Here is a 270-nt window from a genome sequence, read left to right on the forward strand (position 1 = left end):
TGATGCGGGCCATCTTCGAACCGGCCGGGGTCAAACTCGACTTCCGTACCGAGCCGTACACCCGCGCCGTGGGCCTGGCCCAGCGCGGTGAAGTGGATGCCTGTGTCGGTGCTTACCGTGACGAGGCCAGCGATGTGCTTTATCCACGCTGGAATTACGACACCGATCACATCTATGCCTTGGGCCTGGCGAGTAATCCGGCACCGAACCCGCAGACCCTCGGCAACTATCGTCTGGCCTGGGTTCGCGGTTACGAATACCAGAAATACC

At 61.1% G+C, this 270-nt stretch carries 1 protein-coding gene; it reads left to right on the top strand.

What is annotated here, in order from left to right; all coding sequences use genetic code 11:
- The coding region (locus tag SB772_RS41300) for a hypothetical protein (protein WP_410838690.1) at window positions 1-270 on the top strand (270 nt) is incomplete at both ends.

Source organism: Paraburkholderia sp. SIMBA_030 (assembly GCF_046535245.1).
Lineage (GTDB): Bacteria > Pseudomonadota > Gammaproteobacteria > Burkholderiales > Burkholderiaceae > Paraburkholderia.